Genomic DNA, 26655 nt, shown 5'->3' on the forward strand with positions numbered 1-26655 from the left:
TACCACGAGAAATGTGTTCTACAGATCAACAATACTCCGTGTAAGGGTAAGTCATAAGCTGGAAGCGGTCCTGACCACAATCAATTCATTGCTGTAATTGCCCCAGGCGGTCCTCAAGGCCCTGCAGAAACAGGCGACGATCGCTGATCGTGTTGAACACCTGCGCGCCGAGATCCCGCCACCGCTGGAACTCCGCGGCCACTTCTTCATCGGTGCGGCCCCGGTAGAGAGTGGCGAAGAGCGGGACACCGGCTTTCCTGGTGGCGGCGATGATCCGGTCGATCTGCTCCACTACCTCAGCCGCACTGTTGTCACCGTAGAAACCCATCTCATGCGCCAGGTCGAAGGTGCCCAAGAAGATGGCGTCGATGCCAGGAACCTCCAGGATCTCATCCAGCGCCGCCACGCCCTCAGGGCTCTCAATGGCCAGGGCCACGAAAATATTCTCATTGGACCGGTGAACGAATTCCCGCCAGTTCGCGGCCATGTGGCTGGCGGCACGCACACTCGGACAGGCACCACGGGCACCATGCGTACCGTCCGTACGATAGCGGGCAGCATTGACGGCGGTCTCCGCCTGCTCCCTGGTGGAGATATGCGGGACCACCACCCCCAGCGCCCCCGCATCCAGGACCCGTTTGATCCACACAGGGTCATCAGAGGGAATACGGATGATCGGGGTAACCTCGGTCAGCTGCGCCGCCCGGATCATGGCGACGACGGCGTCGGTGCCGAAGGAACCGTGTTCCCAGTCGATCATGACATGATCGAAACCGGCGTACCCGACCATCTCAACGATCTCCGGACTGTTGGTCTGGACGTTGACACCCGTCGATGTGGTGCCCGCGCGGAGATGCGCAAGAATGCGGTTATCCATTGACGGCCCCCACATAGCTGCTGGCCAGGGTGTCTGCCACCACACATCCGAATACTGACCCCTTACCCAGGGAGCTGCCGGTCATGTAGGCCGCCCCATGAAAGCCTCCGGTCACTTCCCCTACGGCATAGAGGCCGTCGATGACCTCACCGTCGACGTCCGTGACCTTGCCCTGCGGCGTGAAGGTGAGACCGCCGTAAGTGGTGGTCATCAGGGTCTTCGCCGGATAGGCGTAGAATGGCCCGACCTCGATCGGCTGGAGCTCGCCCACCCCGTTGCACAGATGGGTGCGGCCCACCTCGTCGGCTTCCCCGCCACGGATGGCGGCATTGTACTTATCGACGGTGCCCACCAGCTGGTCAGCGGGGATCCCGACAAGGCCGGCAAGTTCTTCAAGCGTGTCCGCGCTCGGCAGATGACCGAGATCCTCCAGGGTGTCCATGTCCTTCAGGGCAATGCCGCGGTGCGACTTCGCCCGGACCGGAGCATCGAAGATCTGGAACGCCAGCGCTTGGGGCTGGGTGAGGACTGCGGAACCCAGGGTCTTGTAGTCCACGGATTCATCGACGAAGCGCCTGGCGTCCGTATTCACGATGATGCCGCCCATGTAATAAGAGGTGAGTAGTTCCTGCTGTTCATCGGTAGTTTCCGGATGCGAACCGTAGGTCCCCGAGATCGAGGACATGTCGGCCATGCCCGCACCCAGCTTCCATCCCATGCGCAGTCCGTCGCCGGTGTTACCGGGACCGCCGTAGGGAATCGCGGACAACTGTTCCGGGGCGAAGACAGACAGCAACTCCCTGGACCGGGAGAATCCCCCCGAGGCTATGACCACGCCGAGAACTGCGTTGAGCTGCGTGTCATCGTTGATGATGACCCCGGTGACACGACCGTCGGCGTTACGGTCCAGGGCGGTGACGCGGGCGTCGAAAAGCGTCTCTCCGCCGTTGGCGGTGAAATCCTCATGGAGGAGCTGCAGCACCTCACGGATACGCGTGCTGTGACCGCGGGGGGCTGATTGGCCGGAGCTGATCTCGACCTCCCCGAAGCTGACCCCTTTAGCGCGAAGCCACTCGTAGGTCTGGAGCTGATTGTCCATGTAGGCCTCAACGAGTGCGGGGTTGTTGCGGTACCCTCCGACCTTTCGCAGGTCCGAACGGAACAGCTCGATGCTGTCCTCGATCCCCGCGTCCTGCTGCTCCTGCGTACCGGTGAACGCGAACCATCCGCCGCTCATCGCGGAAGAACCGCCGATAGCGGACATCTTCTCCACGAGCACCACCCCCAGGCCCTGCTCCGCCGCGCGGGCGGCGGTGGACAGGCCGGCGATTCCTGCGCCGATGACGATGACATCGGCCTCCTGGTTATCCATGGTCAGTTCCTTCCTGATCAGTTCGTGGCTGGTGGTGAGTGGTTATCCGAACACTCCGCCGTTGACGTCAATGACGGCACCGGTGATGAAGCTTGAGTCCTCAGATGCGAGGAAGGAGATGGCGGCGGCGAGTTCATCGGAGGTTCCCACGCGACGTAGTGGAACGGTCCTGGCGAACTCCTCATGCAGGTTCTGGCTGGAGCCCAGCCCGCTGACATCAGACAACGGAGTCTTGATCCGGCCCGGGGCGACCGTGTTGGCGGTCACGCCGTGGGGACCGCAGTCGCCTGCCAGGGTGCGGGTGAAACCGATGACCGCGGCCTTGCTGGCCGCATAGTGGGCGCCGCTGATCGGCATGTACATGCGGCCGGCCCGGGAAGCGACGTTGACGATCCGCCCCCAGCCCTTCTCGGTCATGCCTTTCATCGCCCACTGCGAGAGCAAAAACGTGGCGGTCATGTTCACGTTCATCACCAGATTCCACTGGTCGAGCGTGATCTCTTCAATCGGGAAATGGCTGCTGTCGGGGCGTTTCGGATGGATGCCGGCGTTGTTGACCAGAATGTCCACACCGCCGAAATCCCGGTCGATCTCGCCGGTGACCCGGTTGATTTCCTCTGCGCTGCTCAGGTCCGCGACCTTTGCGTGGACCGGAAGCTCCTCAGTAGAGAGCTTCTCCGCCAACTCAAGCGACTGCTCGGAGCGGTCGATGATCAGCACCTGGTGTCCGTCTTCGCGGAGCCTGTTCACGGTCGACAGGCCGATTCCGCTGGCGCCGCCTGTCACTGCGGCGAGGCGGCCGGTGGGGATGATGGTTGTTGTCATGGTTTAGTCCTGGAGCACAATCGCCTTGGCGGGGCAGGCGTGGACCGCTCGGCGGACATTCGCATGCTGGTCCTCCGACGGCGACTCCTGCAGCAGGATGACCACACCGTCCTCATCTCGCTGATCGAAAACTTCCATTGCCTCCATGACGCAGGCGCCGGCGGCAATGCACTTGTCGGTGTCAACAATGACCTTCATGGTGTTGCTCCTTGCTGTAGTGGTGGTGTTCATGACGATGGTCCTTCCTGGTGATCTAGTTGGCGTTGGCGAGTTGTTCGGCCGCGGCCTGTTTCAGTTCTCGGCGGTAGGGCATGAGTTGTTTGACAGCGTTCTTCCCGATCACCGCCTCGAGACGACCGTCCCGGCGAAGCACCGCGACGAGTTTGTTACTCTCGGGCTCGTCCAGGACGATCTCGATGTCGGCCTCCCAATCGACATAGCCGTAGGCCTGCCATTTCTCCTTGTACTGGTCGGTCCAGAAGAAGGGCAGATCCAGGTGGCCGGATTCGGTGCCGGTGAGTTCGGCGGCGACTATCTGCGCCTGCTCACCGGCGCTGAGGCGGTGTTCGATACGCCGGCTCTCTCCGACAAGTGGGTGGAACCAGTTCGACACATCACCGATGGCGTAGATGTCGGGTGCGGCCAGCCCGTGGGCGTCGCAGATGATGCCGTTACCGATCTCCAGGCCGGTATCGTCCAACCAGCCGGTGGCGGGAACGGTGCCGATGCCGATGAGCGCCGCGTCCGCCCGGAGCTCGGTGCCGTCGGAGAGCACCACGGACCCGAGCCTGCCGTCCTGCGCGTTCCAGGTGTCGACGACCTTGCCGAAGTGGAAGGTCACGCCCTGTTCGACGTGTGATGTCTCGATGCGCTCAGCCAGCACCTGCGGGAATTTTCCGTAGAGGACCCCGGGTGAGGGTTCCACCACATCCACGGTGCAGCCCTTGAGGACGGCGGTGGCCGCGACCTCGAGGCCGATGAAACCGGCCCCGACGACGAGGATGCGGCGTCCTTCCACCATCTCTGCGCGGAACTTCATGGCGTCGTCGAAGGTGCGGAGGGTGACTGCGGCGTCTATCTCCGCGGTGGCCGGCAGCTGACGGGCGTCGACGCCGGTGGCGATGATGAGCTTGTCGTAGTTCAGGGTCTCGCCCGTGGACAACTCCACGGTGTGGGCGGAGGAGTCCAGTCGGGTGGCGGTCGCGCCGAGAAGCAGGTTGATGTTGTTCCTGGTGATGTCCTCATCCGTGCACAGACGGACGAAATCGAACTCCTCGGTGCCGGCGAGCAGCGCCTTCGACAGTGGTGGGCGGTCGTAGGGCAGGTGGTTCTCCGAACCGACCAGGACGATCTCGCCTTCCCAACCTCGTTCCGTCAGGGCCTCTGCGGCCGCCAGGCCAGCGGCACCGGCCCCGATGATCACGGCCTTCATGACTTGTCCTCCTCCAGGGTCCAGGTGACCGGCAGCTGCTTAGGGCCACGCATGAGCATGTCGCCGCGCCAGTTCTCGGACGGTGTCGCGGCTTCGATGGTGGCGAAGCGGTCCAGCACCGCGTCGAGGACCTCGCGGATCTCCATGCGTGCCAGCTGGTTGCCGGGGCAGGCGTGGGAGCCGAAACCGAAGCGCAGATGGGTCTCGCCCTCGCGCGCGAAGTTGAGCTCGTCGGGGTTCTCGAAGATCGTCTCGTCGAAGTTGGCGGGGTGCACCACCGGGTGGATGCCCTCGTCCTTCTTCACCAGAACACCCCCGATCTCGACATCCTCGGTGGCGATGCGCACGCGGGTACCGGTGCCGGCGGGCACCACGCGGAGGAACTCCTCGATGGCTCGCGGCAGGATATCGCGGTTGTCCTTCAGGTACTGGAAACGCTCGGGGTCGTGGGCGAGCCAGAACAAGATGCCGCCGATGATCGATGCGGTGGAGTCATGACCTGCGGTGAGCAGGACGAATCCCACACCGCCCAGTTCCTCGTCATCCCAGAGACCGCCGACGTCGTTGAGCAGCGCGCTGATCAGGTCGTCGCCCGGCTCTTTACGTCGTCGCGCGACCAGATGATCGAAGTATGCATTCACCTTGGTGATGTGGGCGTTCGCCTGTTCCTCGGTGGTGATACGGCCGTTCATGTGGTCGAGAGCGGCCTCCAGGAAGATGTCCGTCTCCTCAGCGGGAACGCCAAGCAGATCAGAAATGACGGCGAGGGGAACATGCTCCACGAAATTGCTCATCAGATCGCTGCCCTGACCCTGAGCGATGAAGCGGTCGAGGAAGTTCTCGACCTTGTTGCGGGTTTCCTCGCGCATCCCCATGACCCGGCGAGCGGAGAGGTGCTTGGCCAGTACACGGCGGCGGGCGATCTGCTCGGGGCCGTCCATCTTGTCGAAGGCCATCCGGAACGGCGGGCGGTTGCCCTCATTGAAACGAAGTCGCGGGTAGTTGTTGCCCCGGTGCTTCCAGACGACGAAGCGCTCATCGCTCATCACCTGACGGACTTCGTTGTAACCGATCGCTATCCAGGCGTTTCCTTCACCGAAGGGCATGAGGGCGGGAACCACCGGACCGTACTCCTGACGCAGGGTACCGAGGTCATGCTCCAGCTCCGCGGCCACGATCAGGTCCTGACGGGACTGCATCGGGTAGGGCACTTCAACGGCCGCAACCGCTGATTTTTCCTGAACACTCATGTGATTCCTTTCGTCGAATGTGTACACTGTGCAACAGTTCACCATATGAACGACGGTGGCGCAACCCCTTCCGACAAAACTTTCTGACCGGCTGGAGAAAACAATGAACTCTCTTCGAACCCAACTGGCCTCTGGCGGGGTCATCGCCCCCGGCGCCCATGACGCCCTGACTGCGGTCCTCGCGCGGCGCGCCGGCTTCTCGACGATCTACGCTTCCGGTTTCGCTTTCGAAGCCACCCAACTTGGTGCTCCCGACATGGGTATCGCCACCATGCGTGAGCTGGCGGATCACACGGCACGTCTGACGGCGGCCACCCCTGGCCTCAACGTCATCGTCGATGTCGACACCGGCTTCGGCGGTCCGAACAGCGTCCACCGGACAGTCCGTGAATTCGTGCGGGCTGGCGCGGCAGCCATCCAGATCGAGGACCAGGCCGACCCGAAACGCTGCCCCTTCCTCGGCGGGCGAAGCGTGGTTGACCAGGATGCTGCCGTTGCACGGGTGAAGCTCGCCGTTGAAGCGCGCGGCTCCGACGATCTGCTGATCATCGCCAGGTCAGACGCGGATGAGCTGGGATTCGATGAGGTGGTCACACGTTGTCGTCGTTTCGCGGAGGAAGGTGCCGACCTCGTGCTGCCGATGGTCAGCAATCTGGACGGGATCGCCTTCGCCGACCGCTCGCCGGAAGAACGGATGGATGTCTACCGCTCACTGATCGAAGCAATCGGACACCCCCTGGTCACACTCGATCCCCCGCCCGGCTTCACCGCCCAAGACCTTCTCAATCTCGGGGCGTCGGTTGTCGTGCTGCCCCTGATCTCCCTGCAGGCCGCCGCGAACGCCACCATCTCCTATTTTGATTCCCTCCGGGAGACTGGATCCTCAGATGCCTACAAGGCTGCCAACCCCCCGGTGCTGGCAGCCAATCTGGACATGATGGAAGTCCTCGGACTGGCAGATTATGAGGACCGGCTCCAGGCCCTGCCCTCTGCCTGAGATCGGGCTTCACTCTCCAAACGCCCCATAGCCCCACACCGCATCGGGTGTAGGGCTGAGGCCAGAGAGATCAGCTCAACTCACGTGGTTCCTGTCAGTGGGCCTCCTCCAGGGACTGCTTGTAACGCTCGGGCAGGGACAGGACCGCCAGGAAGGAGATGATCACCAGTCCGAGGGCGATGGCGGTCAGTGCCAGGGTGCCGTTGGAGGTGTTCTGGAAGATCCAGGCGGCGACGAACGGGATCGGGGCGCCGAAGAGCAGGCCGGCCATGGTCATACCGAGGGCGGAACCGGTGTAGCGCATGGCGGTGGGCAGCGCCTCCGAGAAGAAGGCTGCCTGGACACCGGCGGTGATCTGGATACCGCAGAGGGCGACGGTGATGATCGCGACGCTGGCCGGGTAGTTCATGGTGTTCATGATGGGGAACATCGAGGCGGCGGCGATGCCCTGGAGCGTCAGGCCGATGAGGAAGACGTTCTTGCGTCCGAGGCGGTCGCTGAGTCGTCCACCGATGATGGCGGCCGGGATGGAGATCAGGTTGGCGATGAGGAGCAGGCCGAAGGTGATGTCGTTCTCGTAACCGAGGACGCTGGTGAGGTAGTTGACAGCGTAGGTGACACAGATCCAGAAGAGGCCGGCGGAGGCTGCCCAGGACAGCACGAGTTTGATCACGGTGCCGGGCTTCTTCATGATCACCATGAGGGCCCGTTCCTGCTGCACGGTTTCACCCTTGGCGGCGGCCTCGGCGGCCTGCTTCTGGCTCTCCCGGAAGGCGGGGGTCTCCTCAAGCTTGGTCCGGATGATCACTCCGACCACCAGCAGGAGCACGCCCATGATGAAGGGGATGCGCCAGCCCCAGGAGGCGAAGGCGTCCTCGCTGAGGAACATTGCGAGACCGGTCAGGGTGAGGGAGGCGAAGGTCTGCGCCAGCGGGGAACCGGTGGCCAGGATGCCACCGTAGAGACCGCGGTGGTCCCTGGGAGCGTGTTCGACGACGAGGACCTGCACGCCGGTGGCCTCCCCGCCGAGCGCGAAGCCCTGCAGGAAACGCAGGATAACCAGCAGGGTGGGGGCGACGACACCGATCATGGCGTAGGTGGGCAGCAGGCCGATCGCCACGGAGGCCAGGCCCATGAGGACCAGGGTGAACATCAGGACGTTGCGACGCCCGATCCTGTCACCCAGCGCACCGAAGACGACGCCGCCGAGGGGACGGGCGACCATGCCGGCGCCGAAGGTGGCGAAGGAGGCCAGTACCGCAGTGTTGGTGTCGTAGGCCGGGAAGAACAACGTGGGGAAGAGCGTGGCCGACAGCGTGCCGTAGACCGCGAAGTCGAACCATTCGAGGGCGGTGCCGAAGGTGCCGCCGGCGACGGCCCGGCGGGAGTGCTTCTTGTCGAAGCCGGGGGCTTCCTCGGTGAATACCGGGGTGGGCGGGACGTTGGGGGTCTCGGACTCAGTTGTTACGGACATGGGGGCCTCGTTCCTTGTGTCGAGGAGAACTTCAGAAAATGTTGTGTAGCTTTCTGGGCGCGGGGCCCGTCACTGGCGGGATGGGTGGAACCGGGGCCCTACTAGGTGGCTGCTGCGGCGGTTTCGCGCTGCGGCTCGTCGACGGCGCCGGGGCGGCGCTTCATCAGGGCGGTGCGGCGGACCACGCAGACGAGTTCGTCATTCTGGTTGTAACCGCGGTGCTCGATGCCCACGATGCCGGTCTCGGGGCGGGACTTGGAGACCCGCTTGTCCAGGGCTTCGGTCTCCACGCGGAGGGTGTCACCGAAGAAGACCGGCTTGGGGAACTCGATCTCCCGGAAACCGAGATTGCCCAGCGTGGTGCCCAGGGTGGTCTCCTGGACCGGGATGCCGGTGACCACGCCGAGGGTGAAGATGCTGTTGACGATCTGGCGGCCGTACATGCTCTCGGCGGCGAACTCGGCGTCGAGATGCAGGGGCTGGACGTTCATGGTCAGGGTGGTGATCAGCAGGTTGTCGGTCTCGGTCACGGTGCGGGTGACCTCATGGCGCAGGACCTCGCCGACGGTGAAATCCTCGTAGAACATTCCGGACATGTCAGGCTCCTTCAGTGATGAGTTCGGTGGAGATGCCGGCGACGGCGAGTGCCTCGCGGGCGTGGTTGGCGTGCGCCAGGTCGATGTGGTCGCCCTCGTAGGAGACGGCGCCGTGCCCTTCCGCGGTGGCCTTCTCGAAGGCGGCGATCAGGCCGCGGTAGTAGGCGATCTGTCGTTCCGACAGGCCGTACTCCTCGTTGGCCACGGGGGCGTGGGAGGGGTGGATGAGCACCTGCCCGGTGTAGCCGAGCCGGTTGTTGTCCTGGGCGAAGGTGCGCAGACCGTCGAGGTTGCGGACTTCCTGCCACAGGCCCAGGACGATGCAGCGGATACCGGCGGAGCGCGCGGCGAGGACCACCTTGCTGCGCAGGTGGAGCGTTTCCAGACCCTCGGGGGTCCACGTGAAACCGACCTCGCGGGAGACATCGGCGTCCTTGGCTGCGGCGGCCATCACGCCGCCGACGCGGGGTCCGGCGAGGATCTCGTCGACCTTGTTGATTGAGGCGGCCGTCTCCAGTGAGGGCATGAGTTCGACCTGTCCGCGCGGGAGACCGTTGGCGATCTCGGCGGCGGTGACGAGGGCGTCGAAACGCACCACGTCATCGCGGCTGAAGAGTTTGGGCAGCAGCAGGGCGGTCAACCCCTCCCGGACCACCGCGGCGACATCCGCGCCGAAGTGCTCGGTGTCGAGTGCGTTGGGCCGGATGAGGACGGTGGCTCCGGTACCGGCGACCTCCGCGAGGATTTCGCGGGCGTTACTGCGGGCGAGGGCCTTGTCCTCCTGGGGGACGGCGTCCTCCAGGTCGATGATGATGGCGTCGGCCTCGGAGGCCAGGGCCTTGTGGATCCAGTCCTTCTTGTGTCCGGGGACGAACAGCAGGGATCTCACGGGTTTCATGCGTTCACCTTCTCGAGTTCCAGGGTGGTCAGGGCGGCACCGGCGGCCAGGGATTCACCGAGGCCGACGAGGATCTCGCCGACCGTTCCGTCGGCGGGGGCGGTGATGGGGTTCTCCATCTTCATGGCCTCCTGGACGAAGAGGAGGTCCCCGGCGCTGACCTGCTGGCCTGCGCTGACCTTGATCTGCACGATCGTGCCCTGCATGGGGGCCTTGACGGTGCCGTCGAAGGCCTTCTTCGCTTTTCGACGCCCGCCGCCCGTGCGCGGTCGGCCCGCGCCACCATTGGTCGGCGCCTCCGCGGGTGCCGCTCCCGCTGCCACGGGGGCACCGGGCACGGCTTCAGTGAAGTAGGGGATGGCGTAGAAACGGCCGCCGACCTCGACCTCGTTGCGGGCGAGCAGCTCATCCCCTTCGTCGTCCTCGTCCTCATCCTCGACGGTGACGTCGGGGAATTCAACGGTGGATTCCAGCCACAGGGTGTTGAAGCGGGTGGCGCGGAAGTCCTCGTGCTCGAGGACGAGCTTGGCGGCCGGGGCGGTGGTCTTCACACCCTGGATGTCCAGTTCATCAAGGGCCCGACTCAGGCGGTTGATGGCCGACTCGCGGTCCGGACCCCAGGCGATGAGCTTGCCGATGAGGCTGTCGTAGTAGGGCAGCACCTCGTCGCCGGCCTCGAAGCCGGTGTCGAAGCGCAGGCCCGGCTGGCTGGGCACCTTGAGGGCGGTGATCTTCCCCGGGGTGGGGACGAAGCGACCGCCGTTGATGTCCTCGGCGTTGATGCGGGCCTCGATGGCGGCACCGCGCGGGGGCAGACCGGATTCGGTGACCGAGAGCGGCTGGCCGGCGGCCACGCGGATCTGCTCGGCGATCAGGTCGAGGCCCTGCACCAGCTCGGTGACGGGGTGCTCGACCTGGATGCGGGTGTTCATCTCCAGGAAGTAGAACTTCTCACCTTCCACGAGGAACTCCACGGTGCCGGCGCCCACGTAGCCGACCCGGCGGGCCAGCCGGACGGCGGCCTCACCCATGCCCTTACGCATCTTCTCGCTCAGGCCGGGGGCGGGAGCCTCCTCGATGAGCTTCTGGTGGCGGCGCTGGACAGAGCAGTCGCGGTCACCGAAGTAGACGGCGTTGCCGTGGGTGTCGGCGAAGACCTGGACCTCCACGTGGCGGGCGTTGGTGAGGTAGCGCTCCAGGTAGATCTCACTGTTGCCGAAGGCTGCTGCCGCCTCGCGCTCGGCCGCTGCCACGGCCTCAGCGGCTTCGTCGGCGGAGTTGATACGGCGCATCCCGCGACCGCCACCGCCGTGGGAGGCCTTCACCAGCACGGGGTAACCGTGCTCCTCACCGAAGGCCAGGACCTGCTCGGCACCTTCGATGGCACCGTTGGAACCGGGCGCCAGCGGCACCTCGGCGGCGACGGCCAGCTCACGGGCGGTGACCTTCTCACCCATGGCGGAGATGGCGTCACCGGAGGGACCGATGAACACCAGACCGGCAGCGGCCACGGCGCGGGCGAACTCAGCGTTCTCCGCCAGGAAGCCGTAGCCGGGGTGGATGGCCTCGGCACCGGTCTTAAGGGCGGCGTCGATGATGGCGGGGATGTTGAGGTAGTTCTCACTCGAGGGGCCGTCGCCGAGGTTGACTGCCTCGTCGGCGCGGCGGACGTGCAGGGACTCGCTGTCGGCCGCCGAGTACACGGCCACGGTCTTGATGCCGAGGTCGGCGCAGGTCGCCATGATCCGCACCGCGATCTCGCCGCGGTTGGCGATCAGGATCTTGTTGAACATCTGTCATGTCTCCTTATGGGGAAAAGGTGGGGATCAGAAGGTCTCTGATTTGGTGGTCCGGGCCGCCGGGTCGGGGCTGGTCCAGCCGAGGTTCTGCTTGAGGGTGGCCTTGCGCAGCTTGCCGGCGGCGGAGCGGGGCAGTTCCTCCGGTTGGAGGAAGACCATCTGTTTGGGGATCTTGTAGCCGGCCAGCTGGGTGCGCAGGAAGGTGGAGAGCTCCTCCTGGGTGGCGGCCACCTCGCTGCGCAGGACGATGGCCGCGCGGACCTCCTCATCCCATTTGAGGTCCGGCACCCCGACCACCGCGGCCTCCAGGACGGCCGGGTGCATGTGGAGGGCCTGCTCGACCTCAGCGGCGTAGACGTTCTCGCCGCCGGTCTTGATCATCTCCTTGAGCCGGTCGCGGAAGAAGTAGTAGCCACGGTCGTTCTGCGTGGCCACATCCCCGGTACGCAGCCAGCCGTCCTGCAGTGCCTCGGCGGTCTGTTCGGGGCGGCCGTAGTAGCCGGTCATCAGCGACGGGCCGCGGACGCAGATCTCACCGAGGTCACCGACCGGGGTGGGGCGGCCGTCCGGGTCCTGCAGCTGCACTTCGGCCATGAAGTACTCCTGGCCGATGGAGCCGTCGACCTCGGGGTCGAACATGTCCTCGGGGCGCAGGCGGGTAACCATGGGGCCGGCCTCGGTGAGTCCGTAGCGGTAGTAGAGGTCGGTGCCCGGCAGCATCTCCGCGAAGAGTTCTTTGTCGGGCATGCGCAGCAGGCCGGCTCCGGTGTGCAGGGCCCGCAGGTTCTGGCGGAAGACCGGATCGGCCAGCACACCGTTGTCCATCATCTTGCGCATCATGTTCGGGATCATGAAGGTGTTGGTGATCTTCTCCCGGCCCACCCAGTCGACCAGTGACTCGGCGTCGAATTTCGGGGCCAGGACGCTGGTGGCCCCGCCGACGAAGTGGGCGACGAGCCAGCACAGCAGGCCGGCGGAGTGGAACAGCGGGGTGACGATCAACCCGCGCTCATGCGGGCGGGATCCGAGCTGGCAGTCCACCAGCTCATTGAAGGCGTTGGCCACGGCGGCGCGGTGGGAGAGGACGACGCCCTTGGACTTTCCGGTGCTGCCACCGGTGTAGATGATGCACAGAGGGGAGTCGAGGGTGGTGGGGTCCAGCAGGGGACCGCTCCCCTGCCGCAGGTTGTCGGTCTGGGCGCCCTGGACGATGACGGTGGGCAGCTGGTCGTGGGTGCGACCGTAGATCTCCAGGGCACCTTCCAGGAGGGGGAGGAACTGCTCCTCCACCAGGATGATCCCGGCCCCGGTCTCCTCGATGCCCTCAGCCAGCTCCAGTTCGGTCCAGCGCCAGTTGTAGGCGACATAGACGCCGCCGCTGGCGGCGATGGAGAAGAACATCTCGGCGTTGTAGACGGTGTTGGCGGCCAGGACGCCGATGTGGCTGCCGGGCTGCGCGCCCAGACTCCGGAGTCCGCGTCCGAGGGCCCAGGATCGTTCCGCCAATTCCCCGTAGGTGCGCCGCCCGTCAACACCCACGAGGGCCTCCTTCGCCGGCCGTTGGCGCTGATGGAGGTGCAACCAGTCTCCGATGGTTCGCATCGCTGCCCCTTTTCTGCTGTGTTCCCGGCGGTGTGGACCGCGGGAGAATGAGGATCACTTTCTAAAACTAACGATCGTTCGTAAGCGAGTCTAGGCTGTGGCCCGCGTCTCACGCAAGAGGGGCAGTGAAACTGGTCATGAAAAAAGGCGAGGTGACCTGGTCACCCCGCCCGCGGCAGTACTATTGAACGCCGTTCAAATTATCGGCTATGATGCGACTTTTCCGGACCGCGCCGCCGCATCCACCCGCTCGTCGGCGTCCGCGACCTTCATTTCCCGGAGGACGAACTTGGTGTAAGTTTCCACGATCTCGTCCAGGCTCAGGCGCCCCCCGGGCCGGTACCAGCCCGCCAGATGCGTGCCCAGGGCGACGATGCTGTACGTGTGCAGACGGGGGTCCAGCACGGAGGCGAGGCCGGATCTGCCGGCCTCCACGACGGCGGCCTCGATGACGTTGGAGTAGTCGGCGCGCTTGGCCACGATCGCCCGGCGCGCCTCCTCCGAGAGTGCCCGGAGGTTGGTGTTGCCGATGTAGACCTCCTTGGCCCGGCCCGCATGGAATCGGATATGGCATTCCACCACCGAACGCAGCCGCTCCACGGCATCACCCTCCACCTGCAGGGAGGCCTGCTGCTCGGCGACCAGATCATCGATGGCCCCGCCCATCACCTGGAGCAGGAGGTCCTCTTTGCTCTCGATGTGGTTGTAGAGGCTGCCGATCTTCAGCCCTGAGGCGGCTGCAACCTCCCGGAGATTGGTGGCGTCGTAGCCCTTCTCGAAGAAGAATTCTGCGGCCTTCTCCCGGACCACTTCCTTGGTGTTTCTCCCCGTGCGCGCCATACATCCCTCACTTGATCGTCCGGTCAGCTTCCCCCGTTCCGGGGAAACGTGGATTCTTTCTTCTCACGCTATTGACAATAGCGCACCGGTCGGTGACGCTAAGACTTACTAACAATCGTACGTTAGGAGAGCAGATGTCAGACTTCTCCCTGTTCAGCACCTTCCATCTGGGCCCCCTTGAGCTGCGCAATCGCACCGTCATGGCGCCCCTGACCCGCAGTCGGGCCACTCCGGAGGGGATCCCCACGGCGCTGATGGAGGCCTACTACGCCCAACGGGCCGGCGCCGGCCTCATCGTCTCCGAGGGGGTGGTCGTCTCCCCCCAGGGTGTGGCCTACCCCCGGGTGCCGGGCCTCTACAACGACGAGCAGGTCGAGGCCTGGCGCCGGGTGACCCGCGCGGTCCATGAGCAGGGCGGGGTGATCTTCGCCCAGCTCTGGCACGTGGGCAGACAGTCGCACTCCTCTGTCCAGCCCGACGGCCTGCCGCCTTTCGCCCCCTCCCCCGTGCGCATCGAGAATTACCGGTACTACCGCAAACCGGACCGCCTCCCCTACGAGACCCCGCGCCAGCTCTCCCGCGAGGGCATCCGGAAGGTCATCGACCAGTATGCCCAGGCCGCGGCACGGGCCATGGCGGCGGGCTTCGACGGCGTGGAGATCCACGCCGCCAACGGCTACCTCATCGACCAGTTCCTCAACTCCGGCTCCAACCAGCGCACGGACGAGTACGGCGGTTCCCCGGCCAACCGGGCGCGTTTCCTGCACCAGCTTCTCGACGCCGTCGCCACCCACGTCCCACCCTCCCGCGTGGGTGTGCGCCTGTCCCCCTCCTCCACTTGGATGGACGCCCTCGACGAGGACAAGACGGCGCTGCACAGCCACGTCGTGGCAGCGCTGAACCGCCACGGCCTGGCCTATCTGCACCTGGTGGAACCGGAGATCGCCGGCAGCACCACGGCGGAGATCGCCGAGGACGCGGTACCCACCGAAAAGCTCGCCGCCCTCTTCCGCGGCCCGGTGATCGTCACCGGTGAGCACGATCTCGCCTCCGCCGAACAGCGTCTGGCGGACGGTGTGGCGGACCTGGTCGGCTTCGGCCGCACCTTCATCGCCAACCCGGACCTCCCGGAACGCCTGCGCACGGGCAGTCCGCTCAACCCACCGGAGAAACGGACCTTCTACGCCGGTGGTGCGGAAGGTTACATCACCTACCCCTCCCTCGCGGAGGAGGACCGGTGGGCACAGCTGCGGGCGGCCATCGAGGAGGGCACCATATCCGCGGCGGCCCACCTCGAGCAGCTGTCGTCCCGGACCCCGCTGGACCTGGTCCGTTCCGGCGAGCTGCACTCCCTCCACCAGCTCCGCGAGCTGGTGGCCACCTATTCAACCGTCTCCTGAGCGAAGGAACCCACCCATGACCCCCACCTCCCTCAACGTCCTGGTCACCGGCGCCGCCGGCGGCATGTGCCGGGGCATCAACGCCCGTCTCGCCGAGGCCGGCCACACCGTGCTCTGCGCCGACCTGAACCTGGAGGCGGCCCAGGCCGCAGCCGACCAGATCACCGCGGCCGACGGTTCCGCCCACCCCTTTGAACTCGACGTCACCAGCGATGACTCGGTCGAGCGGCTGCTCGCCGAGGTCCAGGAGTCCGTCGGTGACATCCAGGCACTGGTCAATGCCGCCGGCATCCTGGACCGCAAGTACCTCGCCGACCACGAGGGAGGCTCCTTCGAGCGGGCCATCGACATCAACCTCAACGGCCCCTTCCGGATGATCCGGGCGTTTGCCCCGCAGCTGGTGGAACAGGGCTGGGGGCGGATCATCAACATCTCCTCCATCGCCGGCACCACCGGCTACCACTACCCCAGCTACGCGGCCTCCAAGGCGGGCCTGTCGAACCTGACCCGCTCCCTGCTGGTCGATTTCTGGGGCACCGGCGTGACCGTCAACTCCGTCTGCCCGGGTGTGGTGGACACGAGCATGGTGATCCAGGAGGTCCGAGACCAGGTCAAGCGCAAGGTCCCCACCGAGCAGATCGTCCAGCCGGAGGAGATCGGTGCGATGATCACCTTCCTGCTCTCTGAGGACGCGAAGAACATCAACGGCGCGGACCTGGTGATCGACGGCGGGGCGACCCAGGTCTTCTCGCTCTTCGACCGCTGACCTGATTCCCGACGACAGGGGCGGCACCCGGTGTCCGGGTGCCGCCCCTGCCTGTCTGCGCCCGCAGCAACAAGAGCCCTCCCCGCACCGGAGACCCGGCGCGGGGAGGGCTCTTGATGGGCACGGGGGCGTCGTCAAGCCCTCGCTTCCACGGCGAGATCGATCTCGACCTCATCCGCGATGAACCACTCCATGCTGCCCAGGAAGAGCCGTTCGTGCTCAAACAATGCCTCCGCCTCCGGGCCGGCGTAGGCCACGGCGACGTCCTTCACGGAATCGAACCACAGTTCCGCCATCCCGTCATAGGGCCATTCCTTGCGGTGGGCGATGGCCGGGTTCTGGCGGTACCGCCGGATGCCGGGCAGCTCACGCACGTAGGCGGGGTGCTCGACGTTCCAGTGGTGGAGGAACTCCTCCCGGGTGTGCCCGGGCTTCTTCTTCACGATCGCGACGATCTTGACCATGAGCTTCCCCCCTAGACCGGGGTGACTGCCTGGCGGCGCTCGACCGGCACGGCCTTACGCCTGGAGTACAGCCCCAGGCGGCGGGTCAGGTCGTCGCGCAGCTCATTGGCCGGGACGACCGCCTCGACGGCGTTGGCGTTGGCAATCTTGAACACGTCGATGCCCTCGGCGTATTCGGCCTGCTTCTCGGCGATGAAGGCCTTGCGCTCCTCCGGATCCTCGATCTCGTGGATCTGGTTGTAGTAGATGCCGTTGACGGCGGCATCCGGACCCATCAACGCCGGGCGGGCCGTCGGCAGGGCGATGACAGCGTCCGGGTTCATCGGGGCACCGGACATCGCCAGGTAACCACCGCCGTAGGCCTTGCGGACGAGCACCGTGATGCGCGGGACACGGCACTCGGAGACCGCGAAGATCATCTTCGCGCCGTGGCGGATGATGCCCTGGCGTTCCACCTCGGAGCCGATCATGTAGCCGGCGATATCCACCAGGAACAGGATCGGGATGTTGTAGGCGTTGCAGATCCAGATGAACCGGGCCGCCTTGTCGGAGGAGTCCGGGAAGATGGACCCGCCCATGTGCATCGGCTGGTTGCCCACCAGGCCGACGGGGCGGCCGTTGATGCGGGCGAAGCCGGTGAGCATCTCCGGGGCGAAGAGTTCCTTATAGGGGAACCAGCTGCCCTCGTCGACGAGGGATTCGACGAACTCCTCCATGTCGAAGACCTCGGCCTCGCGCAGCGGGACGATCTCCTCCAGGGTGCGGCCCTCGCGCGGCTCGGTGGCCGGGGCGATGGGTGCCGGGGTCTCCCAGTCGGAGGGCAGGTAGGACAGCCAGACGCGGATCGCGGCGATGGCCTCGGCGTCATCCTCGACGAGCACATCGCCCAGCCCGGAGACGGTGCAATGCATCTCGGCACCACCCATCTCCTCGAGGGTGACCTTCTCGCCGGTGACCATCTCGGCCAGGCGCGGGGAACCCAGGTAGGCGGTGGCGTGCCCGCGGACCATGATGGTCAGGTCACACAGGGCCGGCACGTAGGCCGAGCCCGCCGGGGAGGGGCCGAAGAGGGCGCAGACCTGCGGGACGCGCCCGGAGATCTGGACCTGGTTGTAGAAGATGTTGCCCCAGGCGTGGCGGCCGGCGAAGGACTCGAACTGCTCGTTGATGCGGGCACCGGCGGAGTCGAAGAGGTAGACGATGGGGATGCCGGCCTCATTGGCCTTCTCCTGCGCCTGGATGATCTTCTCGAAGGTGCGGTTACCCCAGGTGCCGGCCTTGACGCTGAAGTCGTTGGCGATGACGCAGACCTCCCGGCCGTCGACCTTGCCGAAGGCGGTGACCACGGCATCGCCCGGCAGCCCCTCCTCGAAGCGGGCCAGCAGGCCGTCCTCGATGTAGTGCTGGTCGTCGAAAAGCAGGTCCAGGCGCTGGCGGACCAGCAGCTTGCCCGAGTCGATGATCTTCTTGCGGTTCTTCTCCGGCCCACCCAGGCGGGCCTCCCCGAGGCTGCGGGCCAGCCTCTCATGGACAGTCTCGTTCATCTGGTCCTCCGTGTTCATGGTGGTCTGCTCGGTGGTCTGCTGTGCGGGGATGGTCTGGGTCATGGGGTCCTCCGGTCGGGTCGGTCAGACAGTCAATGTTTCTTTCTCTATTGGTACACGAACGAACATACGTTAGTCTAGTGTATGTTGAGAGACAGGCCACAGTTCCACCGAAATGACACAGTCGACACAACCTGTGATGCTCGACTGGGACCACCTCAGGAAGGAATGACCACCATGACCAACGCCACCCCCCTCGCCCCCGCCATCAAAGGGGCACCCGACCACTACTGGGACGCCCTCGAAACCGGCGACAAGCTGCGCAGCCCCGGACTCACCATCACCGAGGCCCACCTGGTCAACTGGGCCGGCCTGACCGGTGACTGGGTTTCCCTGCACCTGGACGCCCAGTACGCCGAGCAGACCGCCTTCGGCCAGCGCATCTGCCACGGCCCGCTGACACTCTCGGCGGCCCTGGGTCTGATGACCCAGACCGGTTACTTCACCCACGTGGTCGCCTGGCTGGGACTGGACGCGGTACGCGCCACGAAGCCGGTCCTCATCGGCGACACCATCCGCGTCGAGGCCGAGGTGACACTGGCCCGCGAAACGAAGAAGCCGGAACACGGCGTCTGGTCGCTCGGCTACACGGTGTTCAACCAGCATGACGAGGTCGTCATGAACTTCACCAGCAGTTTCCTCATCGAGCGTCGCTGAACCCGGGCCCCGGAACACCGAAAGGAACATCATGACCGCTCCCCCGACCACCACCCCGGCCCTGGCACCCTTCGCCACACTGGCCGACACCCCCGACGTCGCCGAGGTCCGCGCCCGGGTGCGCCGGGTGCTCGCCGAACACGTGACCCCGGAACGTCTCGCCGAACACGACGAGAACGAAACCTACGACCTGGAGCTCTACAACGAGCTCGCGGCCGCCGGCCTCATCCGCCTGGAAACCGAAATCGACGGCCGCAAGGCCGCCCACCAGAGCCAGGTGACGGTGCTCGAGGAACTCGGCGCTGGCGCCACCTCGGTGGGCGTGAGCATCGTCGTCCAGTACATGGGCGTCGAACTGCTCCACTCCTTCGGCAATTCCGCCCAGCGCCAGGAATTCCTGGCGCCGTTGCTGGCCGGCGACGCCCGCATGTCCTTCGCCCTGAGCGAGCCGGACGGTGGCACCGACGTCGCCCGCGCCATGAAGACCCGGGCCACCCGGCGCGCGGACGGCTCCTACGTCCTCAACGGCCGGAAGAAGTGGATCGGTGGTGCGTCCACCGCGAATTTCCTGCTCGTGCTGGCACGCACCACGGAGATCGAACGCTCTTCCATCGACGGCATCACCATGTTCATCCTGCCGCGCTCCACCCCGGGTATCACCACCACCCCCATCGACACGATGGGTATCCGGGCCCTGGAGCAGGCCGACATCGTCTTCGAGGACGTGGTCATCCCGGCCGAGTTCGTCCTCGGCGAGGTCGACCGCGGTTTCCGGCAGGTGCTGGCCACCCTCAACGGTGAGCGCCTCAACGGTGCCGCCGTGGCCCTGGGCATCGGACGCGGTGCGCTGGAGCACGCCGTGGCCTACGCCAAGGACCGCGAGGCCTTCGGCCGTCCGGTGGGCGCCTTCCAGGCGCTGCAGCACGAGCTTGTCGACGCCGCCGTCAAGATCGAATCAGCCCGCCTCCTGCTCCACAACGCGGCGCGCACCTCGGACGAGGCCGAGGGTGGGGCCAACGAGACTCTCTCGGCCATGGCCAAGCTGGCTGCCTCGGAGGCCGGCACGACCGCCTCGGATATCGGCATGCGCGTCATGGGCGGCTGGGGTTTCCTGCGCCAGCTGCCCATGCAGCGCTACTTCCGCGATGCCCGGCTCTACACCTTCGCCCCGCTCACCGACGAGATGATCCGCAACTACATCGGCGAGAAGCACCTGGGCCTGCCCCGCTCCTACTGATCCACCCCCATCACTTTCTGAAAGGAACCATCCCCATGTCCCAGAACATCCCCGGCCCCGACTTCGACATCAACAAGAACGTCGACATCTTCACCGTCAACCGCGCCGACGATCTCGCCGCCGCCCCCGGCCAGACCCACAATGCCCGCCGCATCTCCGGCGTGTCCAAAGAGAACTCGGCGGCCTCGAAGATCTGGTTCGGCAAGGTCTACACCGGACCCGGCGAGGTCTCCGGCGCCCACCACCACGGCGAGGCCCAGACCGGCGGCTATGTGTTCAAGGGCCGCGGTTACATCCGCTACGGTGAGCGTTACGAGAACATCGCCTACATGGAGGAGGGCGATTTCGTCTTCGTCCCGCCGTTCATGCCGCACATCGAGGGCAACGCGAGCAAGACCGAGGAGCTGATCTGGATGACCACCCGCACCCCGGACAACATCGTGGTCAACCTCGAGGACCAGGACGTCGCCGACATCGAGATCGACTACCGGTCCTGACCCCCTCACCCCAGCTAAGGAGCCCCTCATGCAGAAGACCGCCACCACCCGCCCGGTCCCCTATTTCCGTGGTCCCGGCGAGGTGGCCTTCGGCATCCAGCCGGTGCTGACCGAAGGCCACACCGCTGAAGGAGCCATGCGCCTGGGTGAGTGGGCACTCTACGGGGACGGCTCCGGCGTGCACCAGGGCGCCACCGGAGTGCTTATCGACGACACCACCGCCTACGCCGCCCTCACCGCCCGCAGTGCCGACCAGTGGGGTGTCAGCACGGAGATCAGCGTGGATTTCCATGCCCCCATTCCGGTGGACGCGGGCCGGTTGATCTGCACCGCCACCGCCGACCACAGCTCCGCCGGTTGGGGACACAGCACCGGCGAGGTGCGCGCTGACACCGGTGAGCTGATCGCCACCGTCGGCCAGCGGATGCGATTCTTCCCCGGCGATGACTCCCCGCACCGGCAGGACCCGCAGCCGGCGGACGCACCCTCCTGGCTGACCTCTCTCGATTCCCATCTGGAGCTGGCCGAGCAGTCGGGCACCCGGAGCGAGTTCCTCCTCCGGGTCGATCCGGGCATGCGCAACCCGATGGGGATGCTGCACGGCGGCATCAGCCTGGGGTTCTCGGAGCTCGCCGCCCGGAAGGCGTGGGAACAGTCCGAGAACTTCCCCGGGGAGCCCTTCCGGACCGCCTCCCTGCGAATGTCCTACCTGCGCCCGGGTGTCCTCGACGGTGACCTCCGGATCGTCGTGGACATCATCCACTCCTCCCGCTCCGTGGTGCTGGCTGAGGTGTGCATCCGTAATGCTGACGGCTCAGCAGCGACCTTCGGGCTGGCGACCCTGCACCGGGTGGCGACGATGTAAACGGTACGGCCAAGCCCGGAAGACGCCGGACGACCTTGCGGTTGTCCGGCGTCCTCGCGCTCTCCACGGCAAGGCTCGTCACCGCCGCCGCGCGACTCTACGATGGGACTCCCCGAAACATTCACGGACCGTTATGCACGCGACGAGAGGATCTCACGTGGCACCCTAGGAACACATCGACGAAACACTGGATGCTGTCGACGCCCTGCTCCTGACAGTGAGAAGAAGCCCGACGCCCCAACCAAGCTCACCGGGTCCAACTGGGAGTACGCCCTGAAACGGTCGGTGCGGGAGTTCATCTCCGACGGTGGCACGGATCTGGCGACCATGCTCCCCTACTTCACGGTCCTGTCCCTGGCACCGTCCATGCTGGCGGTGTTCTCCACCATCACCCTGGTGCTGGCCACCAACGCCGAGTCCATGACAACCCTGGTGGAGGATTTCGCCGAGACCTATGTGCCCGTCGACGACCAGGAGCTGGTCACCGACCTGATCGACACCGGCACCGGTTCAGCGACCGGTGGCGCGTTCGCCCTGATCATCGGTGTGACCACCGCCCTGTGGTCCTCCTCGGCGTACGTGAAGGCCTTCTCCCGCAGCACCAACACCATCTACGAACGCACTGAGGGACGTGGGCTGATCAAGCTGACCGGTACCATGCTGGCGACCACCCTGGGTCTGCTGCTGGGTATCGTGCGCACCCTCATCTACCTGGTTCTCAACGAGACGGTGGTCTCCGGGATGCTCGGCCTGTCCGGGGCCCTCGACTTCCTCATGGGTACCTTCCTGCCGGTGTGGGCCTGGGTGAAGTGGCCGGTGATCCTCGCGCTGCTCATCGGCCTCATCGCAGTGCTCTACTACTTCACCCCGAACGTCCGGCAGCCGAAGTTCCGGTGGATCAGCCTGGGTTCGATCGTCGCCATCATCGGTATCGCACTGGCCACGGGAGCGCTGTACCTGTACTTCTCCTTTCTCGGCGGCTACAGCGTCTACGGAGCCGTCGGCGGTGTCATGGCCCTGCTGTTCACCCTGTGGGTGTTCAACATTGTCCTGCTGCTGGGCGTCGAGATCGACGCCGAGGTCGAGCGCGCCCGCGAACTGCAGGCCGACATCGCAGCTGAAGAGAACATCCAGCTGCCCCCACGCGATACCGCCAAGGTGGAAAAGCAACAGGAGGTGCCTGAGAAACTCGAGGCTGACGGCCGGAAGCTGCGCGCCGCACACAATGGGACGATGTCCTGAGGATGCGGAAGATGTTGATGGTGAGGACGGTGAGGATACGAAGCGCTCCGGCAGCACTGCCCACCGGGAGGGGTTGAGGAGAAACGCTAGTGCCCTGAGTCTTTAATTCGTTTCAAGTATCGGGCGATAGAGGCAAGGATCTCCTCTGCGGTTTTCGTCCAGATGAACGGCCGGGGATCCTCATTCCAGGCCGTCACACAGTTACGTAAAACCTTCTCCAGGGCCTGCACGCTCCGATGATCCGAGCGCTGAAGAAGCTTCCGGGTCACCTCAGCAAAGAGTCGCTCGACCTGGTTAATCCAGGAGGAGTACGTCGAGGTGAAATGCATGTGGAACCGGGGATGCTTGGCCAGCCGGGTGTTGATGGTGGGATGTTTGTGGGTGGCGTAGTTGTCACAGATGACATGGACATCCAGGTGTTCCGGGACCGTATTGTCGATCTTGGTCAGAAACTTCTTGAACTCCACAGCCTGGCGCCGCCGATGGATCGAGGAGATCACCGTTCCATCAGAGACATTGAGCGCCGCGAACAAGCTCGTGGTGCCATGCCGGACATAGTCGTGACTGCGCCGCTCGGGCGTGCCCGGCATCATCGGCAGCGCCGGCTGGGACCTTTGCAGTGCCTTTACCTAGGATTTCTCATCCACCGACTCCGGCGGATTCAAATAGAGTCCGACGATGTCGTAGACCTTCTCGGTAAACAAGGGATCGGTGGAGAGCTTGAATCCCTCCTCCAGGTGGGACTTGAGGCCGAAGGCCTTCCAGATCCGGCCGACCGTGGACTTCGACAGCCCGGATTTCTCGGCCATACTCGCCCGTGACCAGTGGGTGGCATTCGGTGGTGTGGATTCCTTAGGTGTCGATGATGACCTGCTCGACCTGGTCGAGGCTGATTGTGGCTGGCCTGCCGGGTCGGGGTTCGTCGACCAGTCCGTCTAGGCGTTGGGCGATGAAGCGCGAGCGCCCCTCTCCCATCAACAAGAGGATCCCCAACGCTAAGGGCTTCCAGGGAAGCCTCTCATCTCAGTGAATAATGGGCTGGCTCCACTACCGTGCCGTAAAATTAGAAGAAATCACCGGGGTTCGCAGTCAGATTTCACGTGAGACCTATCCAAAATCACCCCGCGGAGCCGCCCCCGCCCAGATATCAAGCAGTCATCCCCGCTGGACATAACTACAAAGTCCGGATCCTGCTTTCGTAACCTCACCAACCCCTTGATTAGATACGATACGAGCCGTATGATGTGATCTGCATCGCTTCTATTCTTTCCGAGGGAGTCCCCCATGTCTGTCCAATTTCGCTCCGCAGCCGAAGTATTGTCCAGTTCCTGGAGAATCGGCGACGTGGAGATCAAGAACCGCTACGTCGTTGGCCCCATGGCTGTCCTTCAACCCACCGTGGATGGGCACCCCAGTGAGCAGACGATTGCGTTCCTCACCAGGCGCGCCCGAGGCGGAGCTGGCCTCATCATTGTGGGTGGAACCGTGGCCACCGAGGGCGGGTATATGGAGGCTCCATTCCAGCCAATTCTGCGTTTTGACCATGATAAGTTCATCCCAGGTCTGACCCGACTGGTTGATGCCGTGCACGCAGAAGGCATCCCGGTCTTCGCCCAGATCTTCCCCAGCTTTGGGGCGATGGGCGTACCCGGTGATGACAGACCCACCAAGGCGGCAAGCCCCAAGCCGGTGCGCATGGCTGCCCCTCGCCTGCCTGAAGGACTCTATATTCCCGGTGGTCGAACCAACCCGACCCCGATGGAGATCACTAAGGAAGAGATCCTGGAGATCCAGCGCCAGACAGTTGCCGCTGTACTCCGGGCGAAAAAGGCAGGCTTCGACGGCGTGGAACTCGGCGCACATATGCGTTACCTCTACGCCTCGTTCCTCACCCCCCGTACCAACTGGCGCAAAGACGAGTACGGAGGAAGCGCGGAGAACCGTGCCCGGATCCTCGCTGACGCTGTGCACGCAATCCGAGTTGAGGTGGGGCCAGATTATCCAGTGGGCGTGAGAATGAGTGCGAACGACCATCTGGAGGATGGCCAGGGCCCAGAGGGATTCGCCGAAGTTGCTGCTGTCATTGCCCGGGAAGGACTGGGGTATATCGCACTGACTGACGGCAACTACGAGTCCATGAACTATAATGTCACCTCGGAATCAGGTGTCATGATCAAACATGGCGAACCGCAGGCGTTCCGCGATGCAATCCCTGATGTCCCCCTCCTACTCAGCAGCACCTACAAGCCTCAGCAGGGTGCCCAGGCGATTGCGGCGGGTTATGGAGACGGAATCATGCTGGCCCGCCAGATGCTTGCGGACCCTGATTTCCCCACGAAGGTCCTGGAAGGCCGTGATGACGAGATCATCTGGTGCGACCATGCCAACTCCTGCCTGCGGCGACTCATCCTCAACGTCCCTGTGCGTTGCCATAAGAATCCCGAAACTGGTCGGGAAGCAGTGCAGACGGGTGTGCGTGAACCCCTCTCCGTCAAGCTCAAGCGGCCGGTTCAAGATCTTCTGATCACTGCCGCGGGGTCGCCGACCCTGATGGGAGTCGCCGATAAGCTGGCATCCGCACGACAGAATTCCAAGATTCCCCAGTGAGCTACGGCTCTTCAGTCACGGTCTGCATACTATTAATCAGCACTGCTGACCATTGAAGAGGACGGGCCTCACGCCCTGACGGTGCCTAATTCACCGCAGTCATGCGCTTCACAGGAAAAATCATGGTGAGACGATGAGTAGCGTCTTAGATACCCGTTCCGTTCCCCCGCACGATCGCCAGAACTACTGGTCCTGTGGGATAGCCGAACACTTCTTCCCCATACATATAGAAGCAGAGGGGGTAGCTCCACTTGATCTTCGCCTGGCCAGCGGCCAGATCGGGCCGGTAGGAATTCGGTTCATCCAGGGCCTCCCCCACCGGGTAACGCGTACTCCCGGCATGATCACCGCAGCTGACCCCCAGTGCATCCTTCTTTACCTGCTCATAAGGGGCGTGGTTCATCTCGAGCAGGACGATCGGAGTTGTGTTCTCCAACCAGGAGACCTGGCCTGTCAGGACACGTCTTCGCCCTCGGTGTTCGAGAGCCGGGAGAACTTTGAGGTCCTGGTTTTCAGTGTGCCCAAGTGGTTCATCGGAGGGCATGCAAACAAGATCACTCAGCATACGGCAACCCGGGTAGGTAGAGACGAGGGTCGACTTTCTCTGCTTGCCGCTCCATTTCTCATCAACCTGGCCCGGACAGTGTCCAGCAGCAGTCGCCTTCCGCTACGTGACGGAAACAGCGCCGCAGAAATGCTCTTGTCGATGCTCAACTGTCTCTTCGACGAGGAGGAGATCGTTTCCGGACACTCTCATCCGGAAGATCTTTTCACACGCATGCAGCTGTACGCGATGGAGCACCTGGATGACCCCCATCTTGGTCCGGAGAAGATCGCGCAGGCCCATTTCGTGTCCACCCGCTACGTCCATAAGCTCTTCGCTTCCTCCGGGTCCGGTGTATCGGCCTGGATCCGCCAACGACGTCTGGAAGGCGCGTCTGAAGAGTTGCGGTGCTCACCGGCCACTCCAGTTTCCACAATCGCCGTGAAATGGGGATACCGCAACCCAGGGAGCTTCAGCAGGGCCTTCCGTGAGAGGTTCGGTTATGCCCCACGAGAGGCCCGCCAGATCTCGGAAATCACAGGAGATTCTTACCAGTGATGGGCGATAATTACCGGCCTGGAGCAGGCATTCAGTCCGTGGAAGTGGTTGTGACTCATTAGGAGAAACATCCTGGGCATGTTGGCCCCCACCGCGCCACCAGAATCGCCAGGGTTTGCACCCCTCCTGCGTGCAGACCCTGGCTTCTTTCGTGATCCAACAAACTGCCGACATGGACGATGTCGATCTCCAGCCTCTTTACCACGATGGAAGAGGGTATTTGCCCGCTGGAGTGAGGAAACTATCAACGCA

The 26655-nt window shown here is 64.5% G+C and carries 27 protein-coding genes; 10 read left to right on the forward strand and 17 right to left on the reverse strand.

Annotated features, from left to right (window positions below):
• Nucleotides 1–85: 85 nt before the first annotated feature.
• The 6 genes from EAH68_RS06230 to EAH68_RS06255 are packed head-to-tail and all read right to left on the reverse strand — an operon-like array spanning nt 86 to nt 5756.
• Nucleotides 86–877 (reverse strand): HpcH/HpaI aldolase family protein, encoded by a 792-nt coding sequence (locus EAH68_RS06230; protein ID WP_126120463.1) that lies wholly within the window; start codon nt 875–877, stop codon nt 86–88.
• On the reverse strand, nt 870–2249 hold the full coding sequence (locus tag EAH68_RS06235; RefSeq protein ID WP_126120464.1) for an FAD-dependent oxidoreductase: 1380 nt from the start codon (nt 2247–2249) through the stop codon (nt 870–872). The genes EAH68_RS06230 and EAH68_RS06235 overlap by 8 nt, the downstream gene beginning before the upstream one ends.
• Nucleotides 2250–2291: 42 nt before the next feature.
• Nucleotides 2292–3074, reverse strand: a complete 783-nt coding sequence (locus EAH68_RS06240) for an SDR family NAD(P)-dependent oxidoreductase (RefSeq protein WP_126120465.1) — start codon at nt 3072–3074, stop codon at nt 2292–2294.
• 3 nt (nt 3075–3077) lie between these two features.
• The gene (locus tag EAH68_RS06245; protein WP_126120466.1) at nt 3078–3272 is read right to left on the reverse strand and encodes a ferredoxin; all 195 of its coding nucleotides are present in this window, start codon (nt 3270–3272) and stop codon (nt 3078–3080) included.
• Nucleotides 3273–3327: 55 nt separating this feature from the next.
• Complete coding sequence (locus EAH68_RS06250; protein ID WP_126120467.1) at nt 3328–4506, reverse strand: NAD(P)/FAD-dependent oxidoreductase; 1179 nt, start codon at nt 4504–4506, stop codon at nt 3328–3330.
• Entirely contained in the window at nt 4503–5756 is a 1254-nt protein-coding gene (locus tag EAH68_RS06255) for a cytochrome P450 (protein WP_126120468.1), read from the reverse strand. Before EAH68_RS06255 ends, EAH68_RS06250 begins: the two co-directional genes overlap by 4 nt.
• Nucleotides 5757–5859: 103 nt before the next feature.
• On the opposite strand from EAH68_RS06255, the gene EAH68_RS06260 reads away from it, so the two are divergent.
• On the forward strand, nt 5860–6753 hold the full coding sequence (locus tag EAH68_RS06260; protein ID WP_126120469.1) for an isocitrate lyase/PEP mutase family protein: 894 nt from the start codon (nt 5860–5862) through the stop codon (nt 6751–6753).
• Between the two features lie 94 nt (nt 6754–6847).
• On the opposite strand, the gene EAH68_RS06265 is transcribed toward EAH68_RS06260, so the two are convergent.
• From EAH68_RS06265 to EAH68_RS06290, 6 genes are all read right to left on the reverse strand, one after another.
• Nucleotides 6848–8227: an MFS transporter gene (locus EAH68_RS06265; protein WP_126120470.1), complete on the reverse strand. Its 1380-nt coding sequence runs from the start codon at nt 8225–8227 to the stop codon at nt 6848–6850.
• A gap of 101 nt (nt 8228–8328) precedes the next feature.
• Nucleotides 8329–8823, reverse strand: coding sequence for a MaoC family dehydratase (locus tag EAH68_RS06270; RefSeq protein WP_126120471.1), 495 nt, complete (start codon nt 8821–8823; stop codon nt 8329–8331).
• 1 nt (nt 8824) lies between these two features.
• Nucleotides 8825–9721 carry an HpcH/HpaI aldolase/citrate lyase family protein gene (locus tag EAH68_RS06275; RefSeq protein ID WP_126120472.1) on the reverse strand — a complete coding sequence of 299 codons (897 nt, stop codon included), beginning with the start codon at nt 9719–9721 and terminating at the stop codon, nt 8825–8827.
• Nucleotides 9718–11514 (reverse strand): acetyl/propionyl/methylcrotonyl-CoA carboxylase subunit alpha, encoded by a 1797-nt coding sequence (locus EAH68_RS06280; RefSeq protein ID WP_126120473.1) that lies wholly within the window; start codon nt 11512–11514, stop codon nt 9718–9720. Before EAH68_RS06280 ends, EAH68_RS06275 begins: the two co-directional genes overlap by 4 nt.
• Before the next feature lie 33 nt (nt 11515–11547).
• Complete coding sequence (locus tag EAH68_RS06285; protein WP_126120474.1) at nt 11548–13122, reverse strand: class I adenylate-forming enzyme family protein; 1575 nt, start codon at nt 13120–13122, stop codon at nt 11548–11550.
• A gap of 207 nt (nt 13123–13329) precedes the next feature.
• On the reverse strand, nt 13330–13962 hold the full coding sequence (locus EAH68_RS06290) for a TetR/AcrR family transcriptional regulator (RefSeq protein ID WP_126120475.1): 633 nt from the start codon (nt 13960–13962) through the stop codon (nt 13330–13332).
• 134 nt (nt 13963–14096) lie between these two features.
• Here EAH68_RS06290 and EAH68_RS06295 point away from each other — a divergent pair, with 134 nt between their 5' ends.
• Complete coding sequence (locus EAH68_RS06295; RefSeq protein ID WP_126120476.1) at nt 14097–15362, forward strand: alkene reductase; 1266 nt, start codon at nt 14097–14099, stop codon at nt 15360–15362.
• A gap of 16 nt (nt 15363–15378) precedes the next feature.
• Nucleotides 15379–16128 (forward strand): SDR family NAD(P)-dependent oxidoreductase, encoded by a 750-nt coding sequence (locus EAH68_RS06300; RefSeq protein WP_126120477.1) that lies wholly within the window; start codon nt 15379–15381, stop codon nt 16126–16128.
• Between the two features lie 134 nt (nt 16129–16262).
• Here EAH68_RS06300 and EAH68_RS06305 read toward each other — a convergent pair whose 3' ends face one another.
• Entirely contained in the window at nt 16263–16592 is a 330-nt protein-coding gene (locus EAH68_RS06305; RefSeq protein WP_126120478.1) for an EthD family reductase, read from the reverse strand.
• An 11-nt stretch (nt 16593–16603) separates the two neighbouring features.
• Entirely contained in the window at nt 16604–18154 is a 1551-nt protein-coding gene (locus EAH68_RS06310) for an acyl-CoA carboxylase subunit beta (protein WP_206436372.1), read from the reverse strand.
• 219 nt (nt 18155–18373) lie between these two features.
• On the opposite strand from EAH68_RS06310, the gene EAH68_RS06315 reads away from it, so the two are divergent.
• The 5 genes from EAH68_RS06315 (at nt 18374) to EAH68_RS06335 (ending at nt 22694) form a co-directional block, all read left to right on the forward strand.
• A complete protein-coding gene (locus tag EAH68_RS06315; protein ID WP_126120479.1) occupies nt 18374–18853 on the forward strand; it encodes a MaoC/PaaZ C-terminal domain-containing protein in 480 nt (159 codons plus the stop codon).
• A gap of 31 nt (nt 18854–18884) precedes the next feature.
• The gene (locus tag EAH68_RS06320) at nt 18885–20090 is read left to right on the forward strand and encodes an acyl-CoA dehydrogenase family protein (protein WP_126120480.1); all 1206 of its coding nucleotides are present in this window, start codon (nt 18885–18887) and stop codon (nt 20088–20090) included.
• Nucleotides 20091–20125: 35 nt separating this feature from the next.
• The gene (locus EAH68_RS06325; RefSeq protein WP_126120481.1) at nt 20126–20587 is read left to right on the forward strand and encodes a cupin domain-containing protein; all 462 of its coding nucleotides are present in this window, start codon (nt 20126–20128) and stop codon (nt 20585–20587) included.
• Nucleotides 20588–20615: 28 nt separating this feature from the next.
• Nucleotides 20616–21452: a hotdog domain-containing protein gene (locus EAH68_RS15130; protein ID WP_126120482.1), complete on the forward strand. Its 837-nt coding sequence runs from the start codon at nt 20616–20618 to the stop codon at nt 21450–21452.
• A 285-nt stretch (nt 21453–21737) separates the two neighbouring features.
• Nucleotides 21738–22694, forward strand: a complete 957-nt coding sequence (locus EAH68_RS06335) for a YihY/virulence factor BrkB family protein (RefSeq protein ID WP_241228323.1) — start codon at nt 21738–21740, stop codon at nt 22692–22694.
• An 86-nt stretch (nt 22695–22780) separates the two neighbouring features.
• On the opposite strand, the gene EAH68_RS14935 is transcribed toward EAH68_RS06335, so the two are convergent.
• The 3 genes from EAH68_RS14935 to EAH68_RS15060 are packed head-to-tail and all read right to left on the reverse strand — an operon-like array spanning nt 22781 to nt 23669.
• A complete protein-coding gene (locus EAH68_RS14935; protein WP_241228324.1) occupies nt 22781–23287 on the reverse strand; it encodes an IS630 family transposase in 507 nt (168 codons plus the stop codon).
• A 36-nt stretch (nt 23288–23323) separates the two neighbouring features.
• Nucleotides 23324–23503: a hypothetical protein gene (locus tag EAH68_RS14940; protein ID WP_241228325.1), complete on the reverse strand. Its 180-nt coding sequence runs from the start codon at nt 23501–23503 to the stop codon at nt 23324–23326.
• 43 nt (nt 23504–23546) lie between these two features.
• Entirely contained in the window at nt 23547–23669 is a 123-nt protein-coding gene (locus EAH68_RS15060) for a hypothetical protein (RefSeq protein ID WP_277600459.1), read from the reverse strand.
• Between the two features lie 369 nt (nt 23670–24038).
• Here EAH68_RS15060 and EAH68_RS06345 point away from each other — a divergent pair, with 369 nt between their 5' ends.
• Together EAH68_RS06345 and EAH68_RS06350 are read left to right on the forward strand one after the other, a co-directional pair.
• Entirely contained in the window at nt 24039–25301 is a 1263-nt protein-coding gene (locus EAH68_RS06345; protein WP_164546415.1) for an NADH:flavin oxidoreductase, read from the forward strand.
• Between the two features lie 133 nt (nt 25302–25434).
• Nucleotides 25435–26403 carry a helix-turn-helix domain-containing protein gene (locus EAH68_RS06350; RefSeq protein ID WP_126120484.1) on the forward strand — a complete coding sequence of 323 codons (969 nt, stop codon included), beginning with the start codon at nt 25435–25437 and terminating at the stop codon, nt 26401–26403.
• Nucleotides 26404–26655 lie beyond the last annotated feature (252 nt).

The organism is Corynebacterium hylobatis (assembly GCF_003955685.1).
Classification (GTDB): Bacteria; Actinomycetota; Actinomycetes; order Mycobacteriales; family Mycobacteriaceae; genus Corynebacterium; species Corynebacterium hylobatis.

Excerpts from the sequence above, each read along its gene's own strand:
- EAH68_RS06270 (WP_126120471.1), bottom strand. The coding sequence starts at position 8,823 with ATGTCCGGAATGTTCTACGAGGATTTCACCGTCGGCGAGGTCCTGCGC.
- EAH68_RS06315 (WP_126120479.1), top strand. The coding sequence starts at position 18,374 with ATGACCAACGCCACCCCCCTCGCCCCCGCCATCAAAGGGGCACCCGAC.
- EAH68_RS06310 (WP_206436372.1), bottom strand. The coding sequence starts at position 18,154 with ATGAACACGGAGGACCAGATGAACGAGACTGTCCATGAGAGGCTGGCC.
- EAH68_RS15060 (WP_277600459.1), bottom strand. The coding sequence starts at position 23,669 with ATGGGAGAGGGGCGCTCGCGCTTCATCGCCCAACGCCTAGACGGACTG.
- EAH68_RS06290 (WP_126120475.1), bottom strand. The coding sequence starts at position 13,962 with ATGGCGCGCACGGGGAGAAACACCAAGGAAGTGGTCCGGGAGAAGGCC.
- EAH68_RS15130 (WP_126120482.1), top strand. The coding sequence starts at position 20,616 with ATGCAGAAGACCGCCACCACCCGCCCGGTCCCCTATTTCCGTGGTCCC.
- EAH68_RS06250 (WP_126120467.1), bottom strand. The coding sequence starts at position 4,506 with ATGAAGGCCGTGATCATCGGGGCCGGTGCCGCTGGCCTGGCGGCCGCA.
- EAH68_RS06295 (WP_126120476.1), top strand. The coding sequence starts at position 14,097 with ATGTCAGACTTCTCCCTGTTCAGCACCTTCCATCTGGGCCCCCTTGAG.
- EAH68_RS06350 (WP_126120484.1), top strand. The coding sequence starts at position 25,435 with ATGAGTAGCGTCTTAGATACCCGTTCCGTTCCCCCGCACGATCGCCAG.
- EAH68_RS06320 (WP_126120480.1), top strand. The coding sequence starts at position 18,885 with ATGACCGCTCCCCCGACCACCACCCCGGCCCTGGCACCCTTCGCCACA.
- EAH68_RS06325 (WP_126120481.1), top strand. The coding sequence starts at position 20,126 with ATGTCCCAGAACATCCCCGGCCCCGACTTCGACATCAACAAGAACGTC.
- EAH68_RS06265 (WP_126120470.1), bottom strand. The coding sequence starts at position 8,227 with ATGTCCGTAACAACTGAGTCCGAGACCCCCAACGTCCCGCCCACCCCG.
- EAH68_RS06280 (WP_126120473.1), bottom strand. The coding sequence starts at position 11,514 with ATGTTCAACAAGATCCTGATCGCCAACCGCGGCGAGATCGCGGTGCGG.
- EAH68_RS06300 (WP_126120477.1), top strand. The coding sequence starts at position 15,379 with ATGACCCCCACCTCCCTCAACGTCCTGGTCACCGGCGCCGCCGGCGGC.
- EAH68_RS14940 (WP_241228325.1), bottom strand. The coding sequence starts at position 23,503 with ATGGCCGAGAAATCCGGGCTGTCGAAGTCCACGGTCGGCCGGATCTGG.
- EAH68_RS06255 (WP_126120468.1), bottom strand. The coding sequence starts at position 5,756 with ATGAGTGTTCAGGAAAAATCAGCGGTTGCGGCCGTTGAAGTGCCCTAC.
- EAH68_RS06235 (WP_126120464.1), bottom strand. The coding sequence starts at position 2,249 with ATGGATAACCAGGAGGCCGATGTCATCGTCATCGGCGCAGGAATCGCC.
- EAH68_RS06245 (WP_126120466.1), bottom strand. The coding sequence starts at position 3,272 with ATGAAGGTCATTGTTGACACCGACAAGTGCATTGCCGCCGGCGCCTGC.
- EAH68_RS06275 (WP_126120472.1), bottom strand. The coding sequence starts at position 9,721 with ATGAAACCCGTGAGATCCCTGCTGTTCGTCCCCGGACACAAGAAGGAC.
- EAH68_RS14935 (WP_241228324.1), bottom strand. The coding sequence starts at position 23,287 with ATGATGCCGGGCACGCCCGAGCGGCGCAGTCACGACTATGTCCGGCAT.
- EAH68_RS06230 (WP_126120463.1), bottom strand. The coding sequence starts at position 877 with ATGGATAACCGCATTCTTGCGCATCTCCGCGCGGGCACCACATCGACG.
- EAH68_RS06285 (WP_126120474.1), bottom strand. The coding sequence starts at position 13,122 with ATGCGAACCATCGGAGACTGGTTGCACCTCCATCAGCGCCAACGGCCG.
- EAH68_RS06305 (WP_126120478.1), bottom strand. The coding sequence starts at position 16,592 with ATGGTCAAGATCGTCGCGATCGTGAAGAAGAAGCCCGGGCACACCCGG.
- EAH68_RS06240 (WP_126120465.1), bottom strand. The coding sequence starts at position 3,074 with ATGACAACAACCATCATCCCCACCGGCCGCCTCGCCGCAGTGACAGGC.
- EAH68_RS06260 (WP_126120469.1), top strand. The coding sequence starts at position 5,860 with ATGAACTCTCTTCGAACCCAACTGGCCTCTGGCGGGGTCATCGCCCCC.